Below are 18,662 nucleotides of genomic sequence, written 5' to 3' on the forward strand. Positions count from 1 at the left end.
TGACGCAAGCGGGTTGAAGGCGTCGATATGGACGCATGATTTTGCCCGAGACAATGCATTTTATCGATATCCCCACCCCCGGCGGCCCGGAAGCCATGGTTTTGGCCAAAGGTCAGCTGCCCGTGCCCAAGGATGACGAGGTGCTGATCCGCGTCCAGGTGGCGGGGGTGAATCGGCCGGACGTGATGCAGCGCAAGGGGCTCTACCCGCCGCCGCCCGGCGCCAGCCCGGTGCCAGGGCTGGAGGTCGCGGGCGAGATCGCCGCACTCGGCCCCAATGCCAGCGGGTTTTACCCCGGCCATAAAGTCACCGCTTTGTGCAATGGCGGCGGGTATGCGGAATATGTCACCGTCCCTTGCGGCCAGTGCCTGCCCTGGCCGGATGGCTATGACGCGCTGAAAGCCGCCGCCCTGCCGGAAAATTTCTTCACCGTCTGGGCGAATGTGTTCGACATGGCGGGCCTGAAGCCCGAGGAAAGCCTGCTGGTGCATGGCGGCACCTCCGGCATTGGCCTCACAGCCCTGCAGTTGGCCCGCGCCCATGGCTCTACGGTGTTCGCCACCGCCGGGTCGGACGAAAAATGCGCTTTCATCGCGCGTTACGGCGCCACCGCGATCAATTACAAAACCAAGGATTTCCAGCAGGTTATCGCCGAGGCCACGGATAAGCGCGGGGTGGATGTGATTCTGGACATGGTCGGCGGCTCTTACATCCAGCGCAATATTAAAAGCCTCGCCCCGCGCGGGCGGCTGGTGCAGGTGGCCTTTCAGCAGGGCGCGAAGGCGGAGCTGGATTTGTTGCCGGTCATGCTCAAGCGTCTCACCATCACCGGCTCCACCCTGCGCCCGCGCTCCGCGGCGGAAAAGGCGGCCATCGCGGCGTCCTTGAAGCAGAAAGCTTGGCCATTGCTGGAACGCGGCGCCGTGACCCCGGTTATCGATAAGGTGTTCGACCTGGAGCAGGTGGCGCAGGCCCATGCGCTGATGGAAGCCAGCACCCATATAGGCAAAATTTTGCTGCGCGTAGCTGGTTGAGTTTTCTGGCAAAAAGAATATGGCTGGCGCAGACAAACGGAATCCACGCATGAATGCTCGCCTTCCGGCCGTGGCCGCGGTCCTGTTTCTGGCTGGCTGCGCCAGCCAGAAACAAACCCCGGCTGAGGTCGCCAACCAAGCCGCCTGCACCCAGCAGGCCAACGCCATGTATCAGAACAGCACGGTCAATCTGCAGGCCCGTACGGCCCAAACCGGGCTGCGCTATGGCGGACCGAACCAGGTATTTGATGCCGAGCGCATGGGTGCGATGAACGACCGCGCCCTGCAGATTCAGCGTTGCGAGCAGATCGGCAACCAGAATGGCTCACCCACCGTGAACGGCGTGCCGGTTGTGACCCCCCATATCGTTAACTGAACGGAGTTTCTCATGAGCCGCATCATCCGCACCGAGGCCAGCCCGGTTTTGTCTAAGGCGGTCGAGTATCACGGGTTTGTTTACACTATGGGGGTGGTCGCGCAGGATCCGTCCGGTGACATCACCGCCCAGACCCAAGACGTGTTGGCGCAGATTGATGCCCTGCTTGAAACGCATGGCACGGATAATACACGTCTGCTCCAAGCGCAGATCTGGCTTAAAAATATTTCAGATCGCGGCGCCATGAATGAAGTCTGGACGAAGTGGCTGCCGGAAGGCCAGGCGCCCGTGCGCGCCTGCGTGGAAGCCAAACTGGCGGACCCAGCTTACCTGGTTGAGATCATGATCACCGCCTGTCGGTAAGCCCGGAATCGATTTATTTTCTGTTAATAATGAGATGTTTAAGGGGAGCGTCCACAGCTCCCCTTTTTTCGACTCGGCTGGCGTCGTCTCACGGCACAGGAAAGTCGTTACGATTTCGGCGTTTAGGAAAACTGTCTTAAACGCCATTTGCAGATGAAGGGTAGATGAACGTTTTTCTGTTACTGTTGTAATTTTGTCGCAGCGTTGTGTTGCGTTTAACGCAATCCAAACGTAGCCGTTAGACATAGTTTCTCGGCTTCACGAACGGGTTTGGTAAGCACGAAAATGGTGGAACAAAAGGCAGGCATATTCCTCCGCAGCGTCTTGCGCGCATGTGTTACAGGTGTCTCCCTGGCGGCATTAGCCATTGTTCTCCCCGTTTCCGCTCACGCTTCCACCCCCCATCATTCCACCCACCGCACAACCCACCGGCTGGAACATTCGATCCGCTATCACGAGAAGAGCCACCATAAGCTCAGGCACGACGTGCATTACGTCTCCCACACACGTTATTCCGAGCATCAGAGGATCGAGGCTGAATTCCGTCACTCCCGCCTGCAATGCGTACCCTATGCGCGCGAGGTTTCGCATATCGACATTACGGGCGACGCGTTTCTCTGGTGGGCCAAGGCCGCCGGGCGTTATGCGCGCGGCAATACTCCACATGTGGGTGCGGTACTGAATTTCCGCCCGATCCACCGTATGCCGCTGGGCCATGTTGCGGTGGTCACCGCAGTGCTGGACTCCCGCACAATCCTCGTGACCCAGGCTAACTGGGTGCCAGGCACCATCACCAACGACGTGACGGTGCAGGATGTCTCCCCGGATAATAACTGGACCGAAGTGCGGGTTGAACTTGGAAATTCCAGCGCGCTGGGCTCCATCTATCCCACCTACGGCTTTATTTATAAGAGTGCGCCGATTGAAACGGTGATCGCCAGAAATGGCGGCAGCGGTAACGAAGTCGCTGAGGCACCCGTCTCCCGCCCGGTTGCCGCAGAGGCGCCAAATCGGAATCTGCAATAAGCCACTAACTGGATTTTCTTTCATTTATCAGGTTTTTGCCTGTCCAGCCAAGCTCGGTTAAGTTCGCATCGCGTTACTTTATCAAGGAGCGATGCCATGTCTCTTACGGCCAATTCCCGTACCGCTGACCATCCGATCGAACAGGTTTTTCTTGAACGCTGGTCACCCCGCGCCTTCACCGGCGAGGAAATTTCGGAACACACATTACGCACCATGTTCGAGGCCGCGCGCTGGGCGCCCTCCTCTTACAATTCGCAGCCCTGGCGCTTTGTGTATGCTCGGCGGGACAACGCCCATTGGGACAAGTTTCTGGGCCTGTTGAACGAGTTTAACCAGAGCTGGGCCAAGACCGCCTCCGCTTTGGTGTTCATGGTATCGTCCGAGACCATGGCGGTGCCGGGCAAGGACACACCTGCCCCTTCCTACAGCCACTCCTTCGATACCGGAGCAGCCTGGGGCTATTTGGCCTTGCAGGCGGCTTTCATGGGTTGGCAGGCGCATGGCATGGTCGGGTTTGACTTGGAGCGCTCTTATACAGAGTTGAACGTGCCACCCGGTTTCCGGGTTGAGGCAGCCGTGGCCATCGGCCGCCCAGGTCCCAAGACCCTGTTGCCGGAAGCCCTTCAGGCCCGCGAGGCCCCAAGCCCCCGCAAGCCGTTGACGGATCTTGCCCTTGAGGGCGGGTTCTAATCATCCACGTATGGGGGCTTTCTTCAAAGCCCCCATACCGGTTACGCAGGCAATTTGGCGGTCAGCCGGTCCGGCAGCCATGCCAGCACGCCCATCCGCACGCGATGCCAGAAAACCGAGAGCAGCAGCAACGCACAGCCAGCAATCAACGCCGTAACCGCCAGCCCGCCAAGTCCGCTGTTGTCCGTGCCCATGGCATGCGCCAGCGCATAGATCACATAACCCAAAGCTGACACCAGCAGGGCCCGCCGGTCCACCAGCAGCGCCACGATTGCTAGCAGTGCATACAGCCCCACCGCGACGGCGGCATCGCCCGCATGTCCCCCGCGCAATAGCCCCAGCAGATAAAAAGCCGGATGCACCAGCATGGGCGCGGCCAGCAAATGCAGCCAGAAGGCCACATCGACACGGCGGGTCTGGCGGGTGTGGTCTGACATATCCCAGCGCAGCGCCAGGACAAACACGCACAGCCCGCCCAGAATCATCAGCCAGGGCCAATAAGGCAGCAGCCCCGGTGCAAACCCCAGCGCTAGGAAAACCACCAGCAGCACCAGCGAGCCCGTCCCTGCCGCCACCGTGACCGGCACATGAAACCGCCGCCAATGGGCGTAAATGGCCAGTGCCTCCAGCCCGGCGGCAAAGCCGATCGTCAGATAGAGCCCTGTCTTGGTGCCAATCTCCCCAAATGGCAGCAAAGCGAGCAGATGGCCTGCGACCTAGCTCCCCACAACATGCACAAGCACTTCGGCCACACCCTTGGCGTAAAGCAGCAGTAACAGAATGCTGGGCAGCGCCATGTGGCGGCGGCGGGTGAAATATTCGGCAAGTAGCCAAGCTTCCGCCGCCATGGCCACGCCGCGCTCGCGGGCTGAAGCCGTGAGCACATAAGTTGCAATGGCCACCAGCGCGATGGCGATGCTCACAAAGATATCGTTAAACCCGCTCAGCAGCCGGACATACTCCTCATCCACCGCCGGACTTTGCCGGCTGGCGGGCATGAAAGCGCTGGCTTTGACAAGAATCATAGCCGGCCCGGCCATCACGGGTACAGAATGATGCGCTTGCATGGCGGGTACGGAATGGTGTGGCAAGCCCATGGTGGATGGTGTTTCCCGCCGCGTTGACAGCCAAAGGAGAGTCGCATGGCCAAATCAGATCTAAGTCCCAAAGTGGGCGCCGTTCCAGCCCCCTGGCGCAGTTTCCGTGATGAGCTGGACCGGATGTTCGAGCGGTTCAGCCTGGATAATGCGCCCTGGAGCCTGTTTGGCGGTTCCAGCCCGCAATGGCCCTCCGTTGATATCGAGGAAACAGACAAAGCCTATATCATCACCGCCGAACTGCCCGGCATGGCGGCGGCGGATGTGGATGTTGCGTTGGACAACGGCGTGCTCGTCATCAAAGGTGAGAAGCGCAGCGACACCAAGACCGAGGAGAAAAACTATTATCTGAGCGAGCGCAGCTACGGCGCCTTCCAGCGGCGCTTCTCATTGCCGGAAGGGATCGCGCGCAACGCCATCACCGCCTCGGCGGATAAAGGCATCCTCACGGTCACGCTGCCGAAATCCGAGCTCAGCGAACCTGCCCCTAAAAAGATCGAGGTCAAGCAGTTGGGCTGAGTCCCGTACGACAAAAAACCCCGGGGCTGCCCCCGGGGTTTCCTGTTTCTGGCTGAGAGGCCGGATTAGAAATCCATGCCGCCCATGCCGCCCATGCCGCCCATATCAGGAGCAGCTGGCGCCTTCTTCTCAGGGCGCTCGGTTACACCAGCTTCGGTGGTGATGATCAGGGAAGCCACGGAAGCAGCGTCCTGCAGAGCGGTACGAACAACCTTGGTCGGGTCGATGATGCCAGCGGCAACCATGTCCTTGAATGCGCCGGACTGGGCGTCGTAACCATGGGTGTACTCGCCATTGTCAAGCACCTTGCCGGCGATCACGGCGCCGTCTTCACCAGCGTTCTCGGCGATCTGACGCAGCGGCACCTGGATGGCACGGCGGATGATCTCGATACCGGTCATCTGGTCGTTATTGTCGGCCTTCAGACCGTCTAGCACCTTGGAGGCCCGGGCCAGGGCCACACCGCCACCGGGGACAATGCCTTCCTCAACCGCGGCGCGGGTGGCGTGCAGCGCGTCATCAACGCGGTCCTTACGCTCCTTCACCTCAACCTCGGAGGCGCCGCCGACGCGGATCACGGCAACACCGCCAGCCAGCTTGGCCAGACGCTCCTGCAGCTTCTCGCGGTCGTAGTCGGAGGTGGTCTCCTCGATCTGCGCGCGGATCTGGTTGACGCGGCCGGTGATGTCTTCCTTGGAGCCCACACCCTCAACAATGGTGGTGTTCTCTTTCTCGATCAGCACCTTCTTCGCGCTGCCCAGCATGTTCAGGGTCACGGTCTCAAGCTTGATACCGAGATCCTCGGAGATCACCTGGCCACCGGTCAGGATGGCGATGTCTTCCAGCATGGCCTTGCGGCGGTCGCCGAAGCCAGGAGCCTTCACGGCGGCAATCTTCAGGCCGCCGCGCAGCTTGTTCACCACCAGGGTGGCCAGGGCTTCGCCCTCAACGTCCTCGGCGATAATCAGCAGTGGCTTGCCAGACTGCACGACGGACTCGAGCAACGGCAGCATAGGCTGAAGCTGGGAGAGCTTCTTCTCGAAAATCAGGATGTACGGATTGTCGAGGTCCGCAATCATCTTCTCCGGATTGGTGATGAAGTACGGGGAGACATAGCCCCGGTCGAACTGCATGCCCTCGACCACGTCCAGCTCGGTCTGGATGCCCTTGGCTTCCTCAACCGTAATCACGCCCTCATTGCCAACCTTCTGCATCGCCTTGGAGATCATGTCGCCGATCTCGGACTCGCCATTGGCGGAGATGGTGCCAACCTGAGCGGTCTCGCCCGGGGTGGTGATCTTCTTGGTACGGTTCTTCAGCTCCTCAACCACGGCGGCAACGGCCTTGTCGATACCACGGCGCAGATCCATCGGGTTTAGGCCAGCGGCCACGGCCTTCACGCCCTCTCGCACGATGGCCTGGGCCAGCACGGTCGCGGTGGTGGTGCCGTCACCGGCCAGATCGTTGGTCTTGGAAGCGACTTCGCGGATCAGCTGGGCGCCCAGGTTTTCGAACTTGTCGGACAGTTCGATTTCCTTGGCGACGGACACGCCATCCTTGGTGATGCGCGGCGCGCCGAAGGACTTCTCGATGACAACGTTGCGGCCCTTCGGGCCCAGCGTCACCTTAACAGCGTTGGCAAGCGTATCGACGCCGCGCAGCATACGGTCGCGCGCGTCGGAACCAAAACGGACGTCTTTGGCAGCCATGTTGTGACTCCTTCAGAATTTTATGAATTAGGCGGCGATGACGCCGAGAATGTCAGACTCTTTCATGATCAGCAGGTCTTCCCCGTCGATCTTAACCTCGGTGCCGGACCACTTGCCGAACAGAACACGGTCGCCAGCCTTCACATCCAGGGCCACCAGTGCGCCAGTCTCGTTGCGGGCACCCGGGCCAGCGGCAACGATTTCACCTTCCTGCGGCTTTTCCTTGGCGGTATCGGGGATGATGATGCCACCCGCGGTCTTTTCCTCGGCCGTAATACGACGGACGACAACGCGGTCATGCAGAGGGCGGAAATTCGCCATTTGATCGCTCCTAAACGTTATGTCTTAAAAGCTTTCCAGCCTGCCCGGCCCAGAATGCGGCACCGCGGCTGTTAGCACTCCCTCCATGAGAGTGCCACCGATGTAGCCCTTGATATTGAAGAAGTCAAGGAACAGCAGCGCTCTTCGGGGGTGAGTGCTAAGTTTTTGGTTTCATTGAAGAATTTAGTTGCAAACCAGGGGGTTGTGTATGGCAAACTGATGAAACCCCGGGGATCCGCCGCAATCAAGCCAATGGAGTGATTGGAGTATGTCCCTCGCCTTACAAATGCGCGACTATCGCCTGACCACCGCTGAGATCCTCTACCACATGCCGGACCACCCGGGCCTGCTGCAGAGCTATATCTGGCAGGAGCTGGACCTCGCCCCGAAATTCCCGGCGCTGCATAAGTTCCTGGATTTCTGGGCCAGCAATCTGGATGGCAAATTACATTCCGTGCGTGTCGCGCAGGTAGCCCTCGTCACCCCGCCACGCTGGATGGCGAGGGAATTGTTGACCCTGCATTAATCGTTCCGCATTTCCACCAGCCGGAACAGCCCCAGCGGCCGCATATCCCGCACCTTGGCGGTCGCAAGGTCGGCGGGGCTGAACATGTGGCCGAGCCGGAAATCTGGGTGCCAGCCCAGCTTGCCGGACGCCCCCGCCATGGCGCGTTCCACCCACCACACAGGCCCGCTTTCCCTGGCGAAATGATTTACGAACAAAATTTTGCCGCCGGGTTTCACCACCCGGCGCAGTTCCTTCACCAAGGCGTGCGGGTCCGGTACCACCGAGGCCACGAACATCGCCACCGCCACATCAAAGCTGTCATCCTCGAACTCGGTGGCTTGCGCGTCCATTTCCAGCAGGGACTCAACATGATGCAGCCCCAGCCTGGAGGCTCGCTCCCGGGCGATGGCTAGCATGTCCCGCGAAAGATCAATGCCGGTGATCCGCTTGGCCGATTTATAAAGCGGCAAGGCCAGCCCCGTGCCCACCCCAACCTCCAGCACCTGGTGGCCGGGCGCGTTATTTACCGCCGTCACGGCGGCATTGCGGGCAGCGCGTGAGATCAGCCCAAACCAGCTATCGTAAGACTTGGCATAGCGGGAATAGGTGGCGCGAATCGTATCCGCATCCAGTTTCGCGCGCGGGCCGCTCAGCGCCGCGCCGGAGACATTTCGCATCCTGATATCCTTGGCGCCTGTCATTGATGAGTAACAAAGCTTTGCGCGGAACGGCGGCTGGTGCAATGGTTAGGTCCCGGATTCACCTTGAAATCGCCGTTGCGACAATGCCGGGGGTTAAAATCTGCGGCAGCACTTTCGCGCTTTCCTGGCCGGGCGGGTAGTATAGATAAAGCGGCACCCCGGCACGGTGATTCGCCGCCAGCAAGGCGGTGATGGCGGGGCTGCGGTCTGTCCAGTCCCCCACCAGAACCGCCACGTTTTTATCCTTGAACAAGCGCTGCACCGGGGCCGTGGCCAGGGTGGAACGCTCATTCACTTGGCAGGTGATGCACCAGGCGGCGGTGAGGTCGATGAAAACCGGCCGTCCTTGCGCCCGCAAGGCGGCCAACTCCGATGCGCTATAAGGCTGCGCGCCGGGCAAGGTTAACGCCGGGCGCGCCGGAACAGCATGGAAAAACGGCAGCAGCACCAGCACCAGCAGCACGAAAACCGGGCGGCGCGGCAAGGCCAGCCCCAAAGTCAGCGCGCCTAGTGCCAGCAGCGCCAAGGCGGGTGCGCCCGCCTGTTGGAACAGCACCCAGCCCAGCCACACAAAGGTGGCGAACATCGGGACGGCCAGCAGCTTCTGCACTAACATCATCCAGCGTCCCGGCCGGGGCAGGGCGGCGGCCAGATGCGGCACTGCCGCGATCATCAGAATCGGCAAGGCCAGCCCCAGCCCCAGCGCGAGAAACAGCCCCATGGCGGGCAGCGGCGGCAGAGCCAGCGCGGCGGCAATGGCAGCTCCCATAAAGGGCGCGGTGCAGGGCGTGGCCACCAGCACCGCCAGCAGCCCGGTCAGGAAACTATGTTGTGCCGGAACCCGCCCGATAAAGCCTGGCATGGACAGATGAAACAGCCCCGCCAGACTCAGTCCCGCCGCCAAAATCACCCAGGCCGCCAGCGCTACAAAAACCGGGGACTGGAACTGAAATCCCCAAAAGGCCGAAATCCCCGCAGCTCGCAGCCCCAAAAGCATTCCGCCCAGGGCTGCCATGGAAACCAGAACCCCCGCCGTGTAGCCCAGCGCCTCGCGCCTTATATGCCCATGTGCCGCCCCGCCCATCCGCGCGAAGGCCACGGCTTTCATCGCCAGCACCGGAAACACGCAGGGCATGAGGTTGAGAATTAGCCCGCCCGCCAAGGCCAACAGCCACCAGGGCGCATGCGCGGCTGGGGGCGCGGGGGTGGTGGTGAGGCGCAAAGCCTGGGTCTGGCCGCTCGGGTCGGTGAGTTCCAGCACGCCGGAGAGCGCGGCGGGGGGCTTCCCCGCCAGCTTCAGGTGCAACTGCACCCCCTGCGCGCTGAAAGAGAGCGGCTGCGGTGCGTCATTCACCAGAACAGTCGCGGAATCCGGGAAGAACCGGGCCGCCTTCACCTGCGTGGCGGTCACGCCGGTCAGACTGAGCGTGCCATCAGCGGCCAGATGCGCCGCATAGGGTGAGGGTACGATGGACGGCGTGGCGGGAAACAGCCCGGCTTCGGCGGCGGGGCCGCCCGTTAAATTTAAGGTGAAATGCGCCTGTTCCGGCACGCATTGGTTGGAGCATACCAGCCAGCGCGCCTGTACGCTGACCTGATTCCCGCTGACATGGCTGGAGGTGAATGGCAGCACCACATGGCCGGACAGCACATACGCCCCCACCCCAGCCTGGGAGAAAAATTCCGGCGCCGGGAAGGCGATAGGCCCCAGCGTCACCGGCGCCTCAGCGCTCACGCTGGGCGGAAAACCGGCGTCCCCCGGGTCGCGCCAATAAATATGCCAGCCGGGTTTGAGGGTGAAATCCAGCGCCAGCTTCACCGTGCCGTTCTGCGCGTCATTACTGGCCGAAATCAGCCGCACCTCATCGCGGGGTGAGCTGTAGACTGTGCTGCTTGCCGCCAGGGCCAAGCGTGGAAGCAGTAGCAAAACGAGCAGAAGCAGAAAACGCATGAGCCTGAACATCGCATAAAAGCCTAGCCTCTGATACCAGGGCGCGGCATGATTTACCTTCCCGTTACAGATGCCCTGCCGGACCTGCTGCATGCCTTAAAGCCCGAAGGCGGCAACGCCGTGCTGGTGGCCCCGCCCGGTGCGGGCAAAACCACTTTGGTGCCGCTGCGGGCGCTGGAGGCTGGGCTGGGCAAGATTTTGCTGCTGGAACCGCGCCGCTTGGCCGCCCGCGCGGCGGCGATGCGCATGGCCGAACTGCTGGGTGAGGAGGCGGGGGAGCGTGTGGGATTCCGCACCCGTCTGGACAGCGCCGTCGGCCCCAAAACCAAGATCGAGGTCATCACCGAGGGTCTGCTCACCTCCCGCCTGCTCTCCGACCCCGGGCTCTCCGGCGTGAATCTCGTGATTTTTGACGAGGTGCATGAGCGCAGCCTGGAGGCCGATCTCGCCTTGGCCCTGGTGCGTGACCTGCAACGCGGCCTGAGGCCGGAGCTGCGAATCCTCGCCATGTCTGCCACCGCCGAGGCGGAGAAATTCTCCGCCCTGCTGGAAGCGCCCATTATCACCAGCGAGGGCAAGCAGTTCCCCGTGGAACATATTCACGCCAAGCGGGACCTGATGTCCCTGCGTGACTTGCCGGACGCCGCTGCCAAAGCGGTGCGCGAGGCGCTGGTTGAGCATCCGGGTGATATTCTGGTCTTTTTGCCCGGCATGGCCGAGATCCGCCGGACGGAGCAGGCGCTTGCCCGTTGCCCGGCTCTGGTGCTGCCCTTGCACGGCGACCTCTCCCGCGAGGCGCAGGACAAAGCCCTGCGTGAGCATCAGGAGCGCCGAGTGGTGCTCTCCACCTCCATCGCGGAAACCTCGCTCACCGTGCCCGGCGTGCGAATTGTCATCGACGGCGGATATCGCCGCGCCCCGGTGTTGGACACAAATTCTAGCCTCACCCGCCTCACCACTCAGCGCATCTCCCGCGCTGCCGCCGCCCAGCGTGCCGGGCGCGCGGGGCGGTTGGGGCCGGGTGTCGCCATCCGGCTCTGGAGCGAGGCGCTGAATCGTGGCCTGGCGCAATTTGACCGCCCAGAGATTTTCGCTGCTGAACTGTCCGGCCTCGCCTTGGCCTGCGCCGCCTGGGGCGAATCCCCGGCGGATCTGCCCTTCCCGGACGCCCCGCCTGAGGGCGCGCTGAAAGCCGCGCAAGCCCTGCTGACCAAGCTGGGAGCGCTGGACGACACTGGCAAGATCACCCCGCAGGGCCGTGACATGGCCCGCCTGCGGGCTGAACCGCGCCTCGCTGCGATGATGCTGGCGGCACAGGACAAACCCACTCGCGCCTTGGCCGCCGACATTGCCGCGATTCTGGAGGAACGCGATTTTCTCCTCCAAACCGTCTCGGCGGACCTGGCCCTGCGGCTGGAGGCCCTGGCCGGGCGTGGGGAAGGAGACCGCGCCATTCTCTCCCGCGTGCGTCAGGCGGCTAAAATTTATCGCCACCGTTTAGGGGTGGGGAGCATCCCCGGCTTTGGCTCTCCCGGGCCCATAGTGGCGGCGGGATTCCCGGACCGGATCGGCCAGGCGCGCGGCGAGCCGGGGTCTTACCGGCTCGCCGGCGGCGGCTCGGGCAATCTGCCGGCTTCGGACCCGCTGGCCCGTCACAAGCTCATCGCCGTGGCGGCGCTGGATGGGCGTGGCGCCAAAATCCGCCTCGGCGCGGTGCTGGACGTGAACGACCTGCCGGCGTTCCTGACCGCCCGCTGTAAAACCACGCGTGATACGAGCTTTGAGCCGTTGAGCGGCGCTGTCTCGGTTCGGGAGCGGGTGCGGCTGGACAATTTGGTGTTGGCGGACCGTTCCGCCGCCCCGGCGCCGGAGGAAATCCAGGCCGCCCTAGCCCAGGCGCTCTCCACTCGCCTGGACCAGTTGGACTGGACCGACGCGGCGGAAAATCTCTGCGCCCGCGTGGCGGTTATGCGCGGGCTGGATGCGGCCTACCCCGACCTGACCCATCCCGCTCTGGCCGCCAGCGTGCAGGATTGGTTGGCCCCGTACCTCGCGGGCATGGCTAGCCTGAAAGAAGCAAAAAGCCTGGACCTCTACCAGATTCTCCGCGCCCAGCTTTCTCACGAGCAAGCCGTACGGCTGGATAAAGACCTGCCCGCGGAGCTGAACCTCAAAGCCGGGCGGGTGAAAATTGATTATTTAGGCCCCGTGCCCGTTGCCTCCGCCCGGGCGCATGTGTTTTATGGGACGGATTCCACGCCGATTCTGGCGGGCGGCAAAATTCCGCTTCAACTGGCGCTGCTCTCCCCGGCGCAACGCCCTATCGCTATCACGGCCGACCTGGCTAGGTTCTGGCGCGGCGGCTGGGCGGATGCCCGTCGGGACATGCGCGGGCGTTACCCGAAACACGACTGGCCGGAACGCCCTTGGGAATAAAAACTAAAGACGATAGCGTGGCTGGGCGAGTTGCAAGCAGATTTCGTCTGCCAGCGCCCAGCGCACCCGCACCGGCAGGTTCTCCCCATTCGGCAATTCCAGCGTGAACACTCCAAACAGCACGGGCGGCTCCGGCAGGCTGACCCGGTACAGCTCCCCATGCGTGCCGAGCAGCTGGCAGTCATGGACGATCTTTTCCCCTTGCTCGCCGGTTAGAATCAGCCTTGTCACCGGGTCGAGAATTTCCAGCCCCAGCATATTGCCCTGGCTCCAGCGCAACCCCACGGTGCGGGCCCATCCGCCACTATGTTCCAGCATCAGCGCCTGACCCACGGCAAAATGCCGCCCGGCATCCGGCGAAGGGGACAGGATCACCGCCCGGTAGCCAATGGCGGAGCTGTTGGTGATCCGGCATTTATACTGGCGCTTTTGCCCAGGCACGCGTAAAAAACTGCGTTGGGCGAGGTGGCTGCCATTTTCCACCTCCTGGCGATGCGCCAAACGCCGTTCACCGGGCGGTGGTGAGACAGGACTAATTTGCGAAAGCATCCTTGGTTCCTTCCAACTGTTTCGCTGTTGCGTGAGGCGGACCAGGATTGTCTGGTCCCCGTGGAGCGGAACTTTGCGGCGGAAGGGTTAAGGTTTTCTTTCGATTCTGAAAAAACCTGAGGGGTGCATGGCTTTTCCCCTCAAACCTGTCAGGCCGTGGCGGGCCGCCGGACCACAGCCCGGCTGAAGCGCCGCAACCCTTTCTGAATGGGTTGGTCGTAGAAAACGGTTACAAACTGCGATGCGGCATAAATCACCACCAACCCGGCTAAAAATAGAAAATACATGCTGAAACCGCCGAATCTGAGATGCGCGGCATTGGCGTGGAACACCAGCATCAGCGGTGTGTGCAAAATATAAAGCGGATAGGAGAGGGCGCCCAGAGTTGCGGCGAGCCGCGGCAGGCGCAGCTTTCCATTGCGCTCCAGCCCGGCCACGCCAAGCAGCAAAGCGGCCAGCACGAGGCAGAACACCATCACAAAAGCCGGGGGGCCATACGCATCGCCCCATTTGATATACGGCAGGGCAAGCAGCCCAGCGATACACCCAAAGGCGGTCAGCACCGCGCTCCATGTTACTCCTGGCCGCCATTTCACGGCCAGAATACCCGCCAGCAATCCGGCGAAGAAATAGAAATCCTGATAGGCCGTGAATTTATCCGCCCAGCCGCTGGAGAGTTTGTTGATCAGATAAGGCGGGGGCAGATGCAATATGCCCAACAGCCCATGTGGCGCCCAGCGCCAGAACACGGCGAAAATCCACAAGGCCAGAATCGGACGGCCGATATAAGGCAGCAAGGCGAGGCCGAACATAATGTAAAAGGACATCTCATACCGCAAGGTCCAGGCCGGGGCGATGAATTCGGCATTGCTCCATGGCACCAGCGAGAAGAGCCGGAAACTGAAATCCGGCGTCATGAAGCCGTAGAGGTAGTAAGCGGGAATGCACAGCGCCAGCCAGTAAACCGGATAAATCCGGCAGGCGCGCCGCCACCAGAATTTAAGCGGCGAGGTCAGACGGCCGAAATCCTGATGATGCGCGCTGGCCATCACAAACCCGGAGAGCACAAAGAAATATTGCACCCCCAGCGCACCGGGGGCCGCGAATCCGCCAAAAATCTGTTGCCCTGCCCTAGCGTGGCTGTTCACCTCCGGCAGCCAATGGGTGAGCACCACCACGGAAGCTGCCAGAAACCGGCCTAATTCCAGCGTGTACAGCTTTTCTTTGGCTGCCTTACCAGGCTCTGTTTGCGTTATCGCCATCTGTTCGTGCCGCCTTATTTGGTTGCCTCTTTCGCCGGGCAGCACTTAGGGGGGAAGTGGCAGCGGAATCAACTGAGGGGAAAATTGGAGCGGGTAGCGGGAATCGAACCCGCGCATTCAGCTTGGGAAGCTGACAGGCTACCATTACATCATACCCGCCTGCGAGGGCGTTCATAATCCGATGGCATTGACCGCGCAAGCCATGCGGCGTACGCCAAATGCACCTCGCGATTTGTCCGGCCGGATTGCGGCGAGGCTTCCTTGCGGGGGAGAGGCAAAATAAGCGCGCTAAAGAGGCTTGCGGCACGGTTGCGTGCCGGGTTCTCCTGTGGCCGGATGAACGCGTTGTTTTTAAGATTGGGCCACGAACAATGTCCGAACCGCTGAAAACCCGCCTCGCCACGGATCTGATCCATGCCGGGCGTATCCGTACCAATCTGGAGGAGAACGGCGAAGCCCTCTTCCTGACCTCCGGCTTCACCTATGAAAGCGCGGAGATGGCCGAGTCTGTGTTCGCCAACCAGGCCGACCATTATCAATATTCCCGCTTCGCCAACCCGACCGTGACAATGCTCCAGGACTGCCTGGCCAAGATTGACGGTGCCGAGGCCTGCCGCGCCACGGCCACCGGCATGGCGGCGGTTCATGCGGCGGTGATGTGCGGGATCAAGGCCGGGGACCGTGTTGTGGCCTCGCGGGCTTTGTTCGGCTCGTGTCACTGGATCATCTCCACCCTGCTGCCGCAATACGGCATTGAGAGCGTGTTTGTGGATGGCGGGGATCTGGAAGGCTGGAAAGCTGCGCTGAGTCAGCCTGCCGCCCTAGTTCTGCTTGAAAGCCCCTCCAACCCGATGCTGGACATTGTGGACCTGCGCGCCGTCTCCGCGCTGGCGCACGAGGCCGGGGCGATTGTGGTGGTGGATAATGTGTTCGCCACCCCGCTGCTGCAAAAGCCGCTGGAGCTGGGCGCGGATGTGGTGGTGTATTCCGCCACCAAGCACATGGACGGCCAGGGTCGCGTGCTGGGCGGGGCGGTGCTGTCCTCCAAAAAATGGATCGAGGAAGTGTTCCAGCCCTTCTTCCGCAATACCGGCCCGTCTATCTCGCCCTTCAATGCCTGGGTGATCCTCAAGGGGCTGGAGACGATGCAACTGCGCGTGAAGGCACAGAGCGAAAACGCCGAGGTCGTGGCGCGGTTCCTAGAGGGGCATCCGAAAATCCAGCGCGCCTTGTATCCGACCCTGGACTCCTTCAAGCAGCGTGAACTGGCGATGAGCCAGATGAGCGGCGGCGGCACGCTGGTGGCGTTTGAGCTGAAGGGGAGCAAGGCGGAGGCGTTCCGCATGATGAACGCGTTCCGGATTATCACGATTTCGAATAACCTGGGCGACACCAAATCCCTCGCCACGCACCCGGCCACCACGACCCACATGAAGATCGGCCCAGGGGAACGCGCCAAGCTCGGCATTACCGATGGCACGATCCGCCTCTCGGTGGGGCTGGAGGATGCGCGGGATCTGATCGAGGATCTGACCCAGGCGCTCGATCAGGTTTAAGCCTGAGAGGCCGGGTGATCCCCCGGCCTTTTTTATTTGGACCAACGCCCCAGCCCCGCGCGGCGGGCGCGGGCGGCGACATAGAAGGTCCAGACCGCCTGCACCAGCAACGGCACCAGCCCGATCCAGAGTCGGGGCATGGAGGGGGTGCTGATAAAGGCAATGGCGGTAAGACCGCCCAGCCCCGCGAACAGCCAATGGATGATGGCGACGGTTTCGGCGTTCATGCCCGCCCGGCGCACCACCTGGTACAGATGGCCATTATGCGCGCGGGCAATGTTTTCACCCGCCAGCAGGCGCCGGACCAGCGTGAAGCTGACATCGTACAACACGCCTGACAGCAGAAACGGCACCAGCAGGAAGGAGAGCTGAACCTGCTCAAACCGCGCGGCGGCGATGCCGAACAAAGCCAGCATGAAGCCGCAGAACTGGCTGCCGACATCGCCCATGAAAATCCGCGCCTTGGGGTAGTTGAAAGGCAGAAATCCCAGCACCCCACCCGCCAGCAGCAAGGAGGCGGTATATATGAAAAATCCGCCCAGCACCCCGGCAATTCCCGCCAAAAACAGGCAGGAGATGAGCGTGACCCCTGCGGCGAGGCCGTTCAGCCCGTCGATGAAATTCATCGAGTTGGTGACGAACAGCAGAAACCCAACTGTCAGCGGCAGGCCAGCCCAACCGAGATCGACATAGCCCCAATAAGGCAGGGCGATGCTGTGCAGCCACAGGCCGGAGGCCACGGCGGTGAGGGCCGCGACGAATTGCCCGCCAAGTTTGACCTTGTAGGGCATGTTCTTAATGTCATCTAACAGCGACACCAGCGCTATAAGCACGGCCGCGGCGATCACGCCGATGAAATACGGCTCCGCGATTCGTGACACCTGGGCGTAGCGGTAGAGCAGCAGCACGCCAAGCAGGAAGGCGCAGACGATTCCCACCCCGCCGGATTTGGGGGTGGTGGTGCTGTGGGCTTTTCGGGCGTCTGGGTGGTCCGGCACGCCAATAGTGATCATGACCCGGACAATAATGCCCGAAAAAATCGCGAGCCCGCCCATCAGGGCGAGATGACGCGGCAATGACAAAGCGGTAAGGGTCGTGAGAATCATGTGGCGCGGACCATGGCTGAAACGGCATGAAATTTGAAGATGCCGGGATTTCAGAAATACAGGGCTTGCAGCCCCCGCGCCCCCGCGCCAGAAGCAAGACGGAACCATACCGGAGCGGAGTGGCTGGGGTGAGAATCGCGATTATCGGGGGCGGCTATGTCGGGCTTGTCTCGGGCGCCTGTTTCGCGGAATTCGGCGTGGAGGTGGCGGTTTACGAGGCTGACCCCACCAAGCGCCAGATGCTGCTCGAGGGGCAGATACCCATTTATGAGCCGGGGCTAGACAAGCTGGTGGCGGGCAATGCCGCGGCTGGACGGCTGACATTTCCGGTGAAGCTGCAAGACGCGATCGAGAGGGCTGAGGCGATTTTTATTGCTGTCGGCACCCCCACGCGGCGCGGCGATGGCCATGCGGACCTGACTTATGTGTTCGCGGCGGTGGAACAGGTGCTGAAGGTGCTCGACCATCCGGCGGTGATTGTAACCAAATCCACCGTGCCGGTCGGCACCGGGCGGAAAATTCTGGAGATGGTGCGCGAATTGCGACCTGACTTGGCGGTGGAGGTGGCCTCCAACCCCGAATTTCTGCGCGAGGGCAGCGCGATCACCGACTTCATGCGGCCGGACCGTGTGGTGGTGGGGGCGGAGAGCGACCGCGCGCGGGAGGTTTTGCGTCAGCTTTACCGGCCGCTTTACCTGCTGGAAACCCCGATCGTGTTTACCGGGTTGGAGACGGCGGAGCTGATTAAATACGCCGCCAACGGGTTTTTGGCGATGAAGATCACCTTCATCAACGAAATGGCCGATCTTTGCGAGAAGGTGGGCGCGGATGTGAATGACGTAGCGCGCGGCATTGGGCTGGATGGGCGGATTGGGAAAAAATTCCTGCACGCTGGGCCGGGCTTTGGCGGCTCCTGCTTCCCCAAGGACACGTTGGCGCTGATGCGCATTGCCGAGGAGGCGGGCGCGCCGTCCCGGCTGGTGCAGTCTGTAGTGGCGGTGAATGATGCCCGCAAGGAAGGGTTGGCCGCACGTGTGGTGGCGGCTTGTGGCGGGGATGTTCAGCATAAAGTGATCGCGGTGCTGGGCCTTGCTTTTAAGCCCGAGACGGATGACATGCGTGAATCACCCGCTTTGCCGCTGATTCGCGGGCTGGTCTCGCGCGGGGCGCGGATTCAGGCCTTTGACCCCGAAGCTATTCAGACCGCCCGACCCCTGCTGCCCGAGAGTGTGGTGCTGACGGAGAGTTCGGCCGAAGCCTTGACCGGGGCGGATGCGCTTGTACTGATCACGGAATGGAACGAATTCCGTGTTTTGGCGCCCGCTCGGCTGAAGGAATTGATGCGCGGTAACGTCGTGGTCGATTTTCGTAATGTTTATGACCCGGCGCCTTTGCGCGCGGCGGGCTTTAGCTATGCCAGCATCGGCCGGCCTGAGACATAAGCCTGTATTCCATCCT

The 18,662-nt window shown here is 61.9% G+C and carries 19 protein-coding genes, 1 tRNA gene and 1 riboswitch; of the genes, 10 read left to right on the forward strand and 10 right to left on the reverse strand.

What is annotated here, in order from left to right; translation table 11 throughout:
- Positions 1-35 precede the first annotated feature (35 nt).
- From BUB54_RS06855 to BUB54_RS06875, 5 genes are all read left to right on the forward strand, one after another.
- Positions 36-1,034 carry an NAD(P)H-quinone oxidoreductase gene (locus BUB54_RS06855; protein ID WP_048879631.1) on the forward strand — a complete coding sequence of 333 codons (999 nt, stop codon included), beginning with the start codon at positions 36-38 and terminating at the stop codon, positions 1,032-1,034.
- Between the two features lie 49 nt (positions 1,035-1,083).
- A complete protein-coding gene (locus tag BUB54_RS06860; protein WP_139284821.1) occupies positions 1,084-1,410 on the forward strand; it encodes a hypothetical protein in 327 nt (108 codons plus the stop codon).
- Positions 1,411-1,422: 12 nt separating this feature from the next.
- Positions 1,423-1,773, forward strand: a complete 351-nt coding sequence (locus BUB54_RS06865) for a RidA family protein (protein WP_048879629.1) — start codon at positions 1,423-1,425, stop codon at positions 1,771-1,773.
- A 285-nt stretch (positions 1,774-2,058) separates the two neighbouring features.
- Positions 2,059-2,799 (forward strand): CHAP domain-containing protein, encoded by a 741-nt coding sequence (locus BUB54_RS06870; protein WP_073211387.1) that lies wholly within the window; start codon positions 2,059-2,061, stop codon positions 2,797-2,799.
- Between the two features lie 96 nt (positions 2,800-2,895).
- Positions 2,896-3,489 carry a nitroreductase family protein gene (locus BUB54_RS06875; protein WP_048879628.1) on the forward strand — a complete coding sequence of 198 codons (594 nt, stop codon included), beginning with the start codon at positions 2,896-2,898 and terminating at the stop codon, positions 3,487-3,489.
- A gap of 41 nt (positions 3,490-3,530) precedes the next feature.
- Here BUB54_RS06875 and BUB54_RS19910 read toward each other — a convergent pair whose 3' ends face one another.
- Together BUB54_RS19910 and BUB54_RS19915 are read right to left on the reverse strand one after the other, a co-directional pair.
- Complete coding sequence (locus BUB54_RS19910; protein WP_048879627.1) at positions 3,531-4,184, reverse strand: hypothetical protein; 654 nt, start codon at positions 4,182-4,184, stop codon at positions 3,531-3,533.
- Between the two features lie 21 nt (positions 4,185-4,205).
- Positions 4,206-4,586 (reverse strand): hypothetical protein, encoded by a 381-nt coding sequence (locus tag BUB54_RS19915; RefSeq protein ID WP_048879626.1) that lies wholly within the window; start codon positions 4,584-4,586, stop codon positions 4,206-4,208.
- A 45-nt stretch (positions 4,587-4,631) separates the two neighbouring features.
- Here BUB54_RS19915 and BUB54_RS06885 point away from each other — a divergent pair, with 45 nt between their 5' ends.
- Positions 4,632-5,105: an Hsp20/alpha crystallin family protein gene (locus BUB54_RS06885; protein ID WP_052948410.1), complete on the forward strand. Its 474-nt coding sequence runs from the start codon at positions 4,632-4,634 to the stop codon at positions 5,103-5,105.
- Between the two features lie 65 nt (positions 5,106-5,170).
- On the opposite strand, the gene groL is transcribed toward BUB54_RS06885, so the two are convergent.
- Complete coding sequence (gene groL, locus BUB54_RS06890; RefSeq protein WP_048879625.1) at positions 5,171-6,814, reverse strand: chaperonin GroEL; 1,644 nt, start codon at positions 6,812-6,814, stop codon at positions 5,171-5,173.
- 27 nt (positions 6,815-6,841) lie between these two features.
- Positions 6,842-7,135, reverse strand: a complete 294-nt coding sequence (groES, locus tag BUB54_RS06895) for a co-chaperone GroES (RefSeq protein ID WP_048879624.1) — start codon at positions 7,133-7,135, stop codon at positions 6,842-6,844.
- A gap of 268 nt (positions 7,136-7,403) precedes the next feature.
- Between groES and BUB54_RS06900 the strand changes: the two genes are divergently transcribed.
- Complete coding sequence (locus BUB54_RS06900; protein WP_048879623.1) at positions 7,404-7,661, forward strand: usg protein; 258 nt, start codon at positions 7,404-7,406, stop codon at positions 7,659-7,661.
- Here BUB54_RS06900 and BUB54_RS06905 read toward each other — a convergent pair.
- Entirely contained in the window at positions 7,658-8,320 is a 663-nt protein-coding gene (locus BUB54_RS06905; protein WP_048879700.1) for a class I SAM-dependent methyltransferase, read from the reverse strand. The two genes, BUB54_RS06900 and BUB54_RS06905, sit on opposite strands and share 4 nt — an antisense overlap.
- 82 nt (positions 8,321-8,402) lie before the next feature.
- Positions 8,403-10,295 carry a protein-disulfide reductase DsbD family protein gene (locus tag BUB54_RS06910; RefSeq protein ID WP_158320132.1) on the reverse strand — a complete coding sequence of 631 codons (1,893 nt, stop codon included), beginning with the start codon at positions 10,293-10,295 and terminating at the stop codon, positions 8,403-8,405.
- 48 nt (positions 10,296-10,343) lie between these two features.
- On the opposite strand from BUB54_RS06910, the gene hrpB reads away from it, so the two are divergent.
- Positions 10,344-12,731 (forward strand): ATP-dependent helicase HrpB, encoded by a 2,388-nt coding sequence (gene hrpB, locus BUB54_RS06915; RefSeq protein WP_048879621.1) that lies wholly within the window; start codon positions 10,344-10,346, stop codon positions 12,729-12,731.
- A gap of 3 nt (positions 12,732-12,734) precedes the next feature.
- Here hrpB and BUB54_RS06920 read toward each other — a convergent pair whose 3' ends face one another.
- The 3 genes from BUB54_RS06920 to BUB54_RS06930 form a co-directional block, all read right to left on the reverse strand.
- Positions 12,735-13,280 carry a hypothetical protein gene (locus BUB54_RS06920; RefSeq protein WP_048879620.1) on the reverse strand — a complete coding sequence of 182 codons (546 nt, stop codon included), beginning with the start codon at positions 13,278-13,280 and terminating at the stop codon, positions 12,735-12,737.
- 149 nt (positions 13,281-13,429) lie between these two features.
- Positions 13,430-14,542: an acyltransferase family protein gene (locus tag BUB54_RS06925; RefSeq protein ID WP_048879619.1), complete on the reverse strand. Its 1,113-nt coding sequence runs from the start codon at positions 14,540-14,542 to the stop codon at positions 13,430-13,432.
- An 85-nt stretch (positions 14,543-14,627) separates the two neighbouring features.
- A tRNA-Gly gene (locus BUB54_RS06930) sits at positions 14,628-14,701 on the reverse strand.
- A 55-nt stretch (positions 14,702-14,756) separates the two neighbouring features.
- Positions 14,757-14,855: riboswitch (SAM riboswitch) on the forward strand.
- A 58-nt stretch (positions 14,856-14,913) separates the two neighbouring features.
- On the opposite strand from BUB54_RS06930, the gene metZ reads away from it, so the two are divergent.
- Positions 14,914-16,098 carry an O-succinylhomoserine sulfhydrylase gene (gene metZ, locus BUB54_RS06935; RefSeq protein ID WP_175556475.1) on the forward strand — a complete coding sequence of 395 codons (1,185 nt, stop codon included), beginning with the start codon at positions 14,914-14,916 and terminating at the stop codon, positions 16,096-16,098.
- A gap of 32 nt (positions 16,099-16,130) precedes the next feature.
- Here metZ and BUB54_RS06940 read toward each other — a convergent pair whose 3' ends face one another.
- Positions 16,131-17,204 carry a glycosyltransferase family 4 protein gene (locus BUB54_RS06940; protein ID WP_048879618.1) on the reverse strand — a complete coding sequence of 358 codons (1,074 nt, stop codon included), beginning with the start codon at positions 17,202-17,204 and terminating at the stop codon, positions 16,131-16,133.
- Positions 17,205-17,332: 128 nt separating this feature from the next.
- On the opposite strand from BUB54_RS06940, the gene BUB54_RS06945 reads away from it, so the two are divergent.
- A complete protein-coding gene (locus BUB54_RS06945) occupies positions 17,333-18,646 on the forward strand; it encodes a UDP-glucose dehydrogenase family protein (protein WP_048879698.1) in 1,314 nt (437 codons plus the stop codon).
- Positions 18,647-18,662: the final 16 nt, after the last annotated feature.

The sequence above is a fragment of the Acidocella aminolytica 101 = DSM 11237 genome, from assembly GCF_900129125.1.
Lineage (GTDB): Bacteria > Pseudomonadota > Alphaproteobacteria > Acetobacterales > Acetobacteraceae > Acidocella > Acidocella aminolytica.

Coding starts and splice junctions, on each gene's coding strand:
- BUB54_RS06855 (WP_048879631.1), top strand. CDS start 36: ATGATTTTGCCCGAGACAATGCATTTTATCGATATCCCCACCCCCGGC.
- BUB54_RS06860 (WP_139284821.1), top strand. CDS start 1,084: ATGAATGCTCGCCTTCCGGCCGTGGCCGCGGTCCTGTTTCTGGCTGGC.
- BUB54_RS06865 (WP_048879629.1), top strand. CDS start 1,423: ATGAGCCGCATCATCCGCACCGAGGCCAGCCCGGTTTTGTCTAAGGCG.
- BUB54_RS06870 (WP_073211387.1), top strand. CDS start 2,059: ATGGTGGAACAAAAGGCAGGCATATTCCTCCGCAGCGTCTTGCGCGCA.
- BUB54_RS06875 (WP_048879628.1), top strand. CDS start 2,896: ATGTCTCTTACGGCCAATTCCCGTACCGCTGACCATCCGATCGAACAG.
- BUB54_RS19915 (WP_048879626.1), bottom strand. CDS start 4,586: ATGGGCTTGCCACACCATTCCGTACCCGCCATGCAAGCGCATCATTCT.
- BUB54_RS06885 (WP_052948410.1), top strand. CDS start 4,632: ATGGCCAAATCAGATCTAAGTCCCAAAGTGGGCGCCGTTCCAGCCCCC.
- groL (WP_048879625.1), bottom strand. CDS start 6,814: ATGGCTGCCAAAGACGTCCGTTTTGGTTCCGACGCGCGCGACCGTATG.
- groES (WP_048879624.1), bottom strand. CDS start 7,135: ATGGCGAATTTCCGCCCTCTGCATGACCGCGTTGTCGTCCGTCGTATT.
- BUB54_RS06900 (WP_048879623.1), top strand. CDS start 7,404: ATGTCCCTCGCCTTACAAATGCGCGACTATCGCCTGACCACCGCTGAG.
- BUB54_RS06905 (WP_048879700.1), bottom strand. CDS start 8,320: ATGCGAAATGTCTCCGGCGCGGCGCTGAGCGGCCCGCGCGCGAAACTG.
- BUB54_RS06910 (WP_158320132.1), bottom strand. CDS start 10,295: ATGCGTTTTCTGCTTCTGCTCGTTTTGCTACTGCTTCCACGCTTGGCC.
- hrpB (WP_048879621.1), top strand. CDS start 10,344: ATGATTTACCTTCCCGTTACAGATGCCCTGCCGGACCTGCTGCATGCC.
- BUB54_RS06920 (WP_048879620.1), bottom strand. CDS start 13,280: ATGCTTTCGCAAATTAGTCCTGTCTCACCACCGCCCGGTGAACGGCGT.
- BUB54_RS06925 (WP_048879619.1), bottom strand. CDS start 14,542: ATGGCGATAACGCAAACAGAGCCTGGTAAGGCAGCCAAAGAAAAGCTG.
- metZ (WP_175556475.1), top strand. CDS start 14,914: ATGTCCGAACCGCTGAAAACCCGCCTCGCCACGGATCTGATCCATGCC.
- BUB54_RS06940 (WP_048879618.1), bottom strand. CDS start 17,204: ATGATTCTCACGACCCTTACCGCTTTGTCATTGCCGCGTCATCTCGCC.